General features: G+C 56.7%; 3 rRNA genes. All 3 read right to left on the reverse strand.

Annotation, left to right across the window (positions count from 1 at the left end):
• Positions 1-9: 9 nt before the first annotated feature.
• The 3 genes from rrf to E1181_RS30890 all read right to left on the reverse strand — a co-directional run bounded on the left by rrf (position 10) and on the right by E1181_RS30890 (position 5,073).
• Positions 10-126: ribosomal RNA gene (rrf, locus tag E1181_RS30880) — 5S ribosomal RNA — on the reverse strand.
• A gap of 126 nt (positions 127-252) precedes the next feature.
• Positions 253-3,328 (reverse strand): 23S ribosomal RNA (locus E1181_RS30885).
• Between the two features lie 222 nt (positions 3,329-3,550).
• A 16S ribosomal RNA gene (locus E1181_RS30890) occupies positions 3,551-5,073 on the reverse strand.
• The 16S, 23S and 5S rRNA genes sit together here, the layout of an rRNA operon.
• Positions 5,074-5,196 lie beyond the last annotated feature (123 nt).

Raw genomic sequence — 5,196 nt, forward strand, 5'->3', positions numbered from 1 at the left:
TAAGGATTGTGTCGGCGGTGTCTTACTCTCCCACACCCTAGCGAGTGCAGTACCATCAGCGCTGGGGAGCTTAGCTACCGGGTTCGGAATGGGACCGGGCGGACCCTCCCCGCCATCGCCACCGACAACCCCGTCACCCACCATCAAGTGGGTAAACCAAGGGTGCCAATACACGTTGACACATATTCAGATATCAACAACAAACCGTGGGTTGTTGTCTCAGACATCGTATAGTGGGTGCGTAACATCTTCGTGAGCAAGTCCTCGGCCTATCAGCACCGGTCAGCTCCACACATTACTGTGCTTCCACATCCGGCCTGTCAACCCGGTCATCTACCGGGGGCCTTAACCCACAAAGGGGTGGGAGACCTCATCTAGGAACAGGCTTCCCGCTTAGATGCTTTCAGCGGTTATCCCTCCCGAACATAGCCAACCAGCCGTGCCCTTGGCAGAACAACTGGCACACCAGAGGTTCGTCCGTCCCGGTCCTCTCGTACTAGGGACAGCCTTCCGCAAGTCTCCTACGCGCGCGGCGGATAGGGACCGAACTGTCTCACGACGTTCTAAACCCAGCTCGCGTGCCGCTTTAATGGGCGAACAGCCCAACCCTTGGGACCAACTCCAGCCCCAGGATGCGACGAGCCGACATCGAGGTGCCAAACCATGCCGTCGATATGGACTCTTGGGCAAGATCAGCCTGTTATCCCCGGGGTACCTTTTATCCGTTGAGCGACACCGCTTCCACCAGCCAGTGCCGGATCACTAGTCCCTGCTTTCGCACCTGCTCGACCCGTCAGTCTCACAGTCAAGCTCCCTTATACACTTACACTCAACACCTGATTGCCAACCAGGCTGAGGGAACCTTTGGGCGCCTCCGTTACTCTTTAGGAGGCAACCGCCCCAGTTAAACTACCCACCAGGCACTGTCCCCGATCCGGATCACGGACCCGAGTTAGATGCCCGGAACGACCAGAGTGGTATTTCACCAACGACTCCACACCCACTAGCGTGAATGCTTCACAGTCTCCCACCTATCCTACACAAGCCGAACCAAACACCAATACCAAGCTATAGTAAAGGTCCCGGGGTCTTTCCGTCCTGCCGCGCGAAACGAGCATCTTTACTCGTACTGCAATTTCACCGGGCCTGTGGTCGAGACAGCGGAGAAGTCGTTACGCCATTCGTGCAGGTCGGAACTTACCCGACAAGGAATTTCGCTACCTTAGGATGGTTATAGTTACCACCGCCGTTTACTGGCGCTTAAATTCTCCGCTACACCCCAAAGGGCTTTACGGGTCCTCTTAACGTTCCAGCACCGGGCAGGCGTCAGTCCATATACATCGCCTTACAGCTTCGCATGGACCTGTGTTTTTAGTAAACAGTCGCTTCTCCCTGGCCTCTGCGACCACCACCAGCTCCCACCGAAAAAGTGTTCACCAGCAGTGGCCCCCCTTCTCCCAAAGTTACGGGGGCAATTTGCCGAATTCCTTAACCACAGTTCACCCGACCGCCTCGGTATTCTCTACCTGACCACCTGTGTCGGTTTCGGGTACGGGCCGTGCACACACTCGCTAGAGGCTTTTCTCGGCAGCATGGGATCACTCACTTCACCACAACGGCTACGCATCACCCCTCACCCACAAGGCATGCGGATTTACCTACACACCGGGCTACAGGCTTACACCAGTACAACCACTCACTGGCAGAGCTACCCTCCTGCGTCACCCCATCACTTGACTACTATCCCTTCGGGTCCCATGCAGTCCCCAGCCTTGTCCGAAGACGCAGCCGGCTTCCGGATGGTTAGCATCAGAAACCTCATCATGGGCGCATATGCACGGGTACGGGAATATCAACCCGTTATCCATCGACTACGCCTGTCGGCCTCGCCTTAGGCCCCGACTCACCCTGGGCGGACGAACCTTCCCCAGGAACCCTTGGTCATCCGGCGGAAGAGATTCTCACTCTTCACTCGCTACTCATGCCTGCATTCTCACTCCCACACAATCCACACCACGCTTACGCGGACGCTTCACCTCGTGCAGGACGCTCCCCTACCCAACCCAACACACGCTGGATTGGCATGGCTTCGGCGGTGCGCTTCAGCCCCGCTACATTGTCGGCGCAGGACCACTTGACCAGTGAGCTATTACGCACTCTTTCAAGGATGGCTGCTTCTAAGCCAACCTCCTGGTTGTCTAAGCGATCCCACATCCTTTCCCACTAAGCGCACACTTGGGGGCCTTAGCCGATGCTCTGGGCTGTTTCCCTCTCGACGACGAAGCTTCTCCCCCGCCGTCTCACTGCCACACTCAACTCAGGCGTATTCGGAGTTTGGCTGATCTCAGTAACCCGTGAAGGCCCATCAACCAACCAGTGCTCTACCCCACCCAAGCAACATATGACGCTGCACCTAAATGCATTTCGGGGAGAACCAGCTATCACGGAGTTTGATTGGCCTTTCACCCCTACCCACAGCTCATCCCCCAGGTTTTCAACCCTGGTGGGTTCGGGCCTCCACACGGTCTTACCCGCGCTTCACCCTGGCCATGGGTAGATCACTCCGCTTCGGGTCTACACCACGCGACTCACACGCCCTATTCAGACTCGCTTTCGCTCCGGCTACCCCCAACGGGTTAACCTCGCCACGCAGCAGTAACTCGCAGGCTCATTCTTCAAAAGGCACGCCATCACAGTTGCTAAGACTGCTCTGACGGATTGCAGGCACATGGTTTCAGGAACTATTTCACTCCCCTCCCGGGGTACTTTTCACCATTCCCTCACGGTACTATCCACTATCGGTCACCAGGAAGTATTTAGGCTTAGCGAGTGGTCCCGCCAGATTCACAGCACCCTCCACGAAAGCGCTGCTACTCGGGAACACCACCACACACCGGCCACGCATTTTCGTCTACCGGACTCTCACCGTCTCTGGTCAGGTTTCCCAACCTGTTCAACTAACACGCAACCCAATGCTGAGAGGTCAGTAGCCCTCTCAGGCGATGTCCCACAACCCCGCACACGCAACCCCTACCAGGTATCCCACGCGCACGGTTTAGCCTCTTCCGCTTTCGCTCGCCACTACTCACGGAATCACCAGTGTTTTCTCTTCCTACGGGTACTAAGATGTTTCACTTCCCCGCGTTCCCCCTCATACCCTATATATTCAGGCATGAGTAACCCGACATCACTCGGGCTGGGTTTCCCCATTCGGACACCCTCGGATCACAGCTCGTTTGACAACTCCCCGAGGACTATCGCGGCCTACCACGTCCTTCATCGGCCCCTGGTACCAAGGCATCCACCATGTGCCCTAAAAAACTTGGCCACAAAGATGCTCGCACCCACTATACAATTCTCAAACAACAACCCGAGAAACAACCACACACCCAACCGGACGCGTGATGTGCCCTCTCAGATACCCAACAGTGAACTGCCCTGTGAAGCGTTAGTGTGTTCCACAATCCATCGAGCACCCACAGTGAACGACACTCGCGTTCAGACCATGGGAAACTCCCAGTCTATGACCGGGGTTTATGTTGCTCCTTAGAAAGGAGGTGATCCAGCCGCACCTTCCGGTACGGCTACCTTGTTACGACTTCGTCCCAATCGCCAGTCCCACCTTCGACCACTCCCTCCCAAAGGGTTAGGCCATGGGCTTCGGGTGTTACCGACTTTCATGACGTGACGGGCGGTGTGTACAAGGCCCGGGAACGTATTCACCGCAGCAATGCTGATCTGCGATTACTAGCGACTCCGACTTCACGGGGTCGAGTTGCAGACCCCGATCCGAACTGAGACCGGCTTTAAGGGATTCGCTCCACCTCACGGTATCGCAACCCTCTGTACCAGCCATTGTAGCATGTGTGAAGCCCTGGGCATAAGGGGCATGATGACTTGACGTCATCCCCACCTTCCTCCGAGTTGACCCCGGCAGTCCCCTACGAGTCCCCGGCATAACCCGCTGGCAACATAGGGCAAGGGTTGCGCTCGTTGCGGGACTTAACCCAACATCTCACGACACGAGCTGACGACAGCCATGCACCACCTGTACACCAACCACAAGGGAAACCGTATCTCTACGGCTGTCTAGTGCATGTCAAACCCAGGTAAGGTTCTTCGCGTTGCATCGAATTAATCCACATGCTCCGCCGCTTGTGCGGGCCCCCGTCAATTCCTTTGAGTTTTAGCCTTGCGGCCGTACTCCCCAGGCGGGGCGCTTAATGCGTTAGCTACGGCACGGAAACGGTGGAACCCATCCCCACACCTAGCGCCCAACGTTTACGGCATGGACTACCAGGGTATCTAATCCTGTTCGCTCCCCATGCTTTCGCTCCTCAGCGTCAGTATCGGCCCAGAGACCCGCCTTCGCCACCGGTGTTCCTCCTGATATCTGCGCATTTCACCGCTACACCAGGAATTCCAGTCTCCCCTGCCGAACTCAAGTCTGCCCGTATCGACCGCACGCCCACAGTTAAGCTGCAGGTTTTCACGGCCGACGCGACAAACCGCCTACGAGCTCTTTACGCCCAATAAATCCGGACAACGCTCGCACCCTACGTATTACCGCGGCTGCTGGCACGTAGTTAGCCGGTGCTTCTTCTACAGGTACCGTCACCCGAAAGCTTCGTCCCTGTCGAAAGAGGTTTACAACCCGAAGGCCGTCATCCCCCACGCGGCGTTGCTGCGTCAGGCTTTCGCCCATTGCGCAAGATTCCCCACTGCTGCCTCCCGTAGGAGTCTGGGCCGTGTCTCAGTCCCAGTGTGGCCGGTCACCCTCTCAGGCCGGCTACCCGTCGTCGCCTTGGTAGGCCACTACCCCACCAACAAGCTGATAGGCCGCGGGCTCATCCTGCACCGCCGGAACTTTCCACACACAGACCATGCGGTCGTGTGTCATATCCGGTATTAGACCTCGTTTCCAAGGCTTATCCCAGAGTGCAGGGCAGATTACCCACGTGTTACTCACCCGTTCGCCACTAATCCACCACCGAAGCGGCTTCATCGTTCGACTTGCATGTGTTAAGCACGCCGCCAGCGTTCGTCCTGAGCCAGGATCAAACTCTCCAACAATGCCTTGTTGAAACAATCCCAGCACACACTCAACAACCCAAAGGTCGGAGCGTGATACTCAAAGAAACCACCAACCACCATCTCCGAAGAGACAACTGGTCAGGGGCATAAAAGAACACTAAC

Origin of the sequence: Saccharopolyspora terrae, from assembly GCF_004348435.1 — a bacterium.
Classification (GTDB): Bacteria; Actinomycetota; Actinomycetes; order Mycobacteriales; family Pseudonocardiaceae; genus Saccharopolyspora; species Saccharopolyspora endophytica.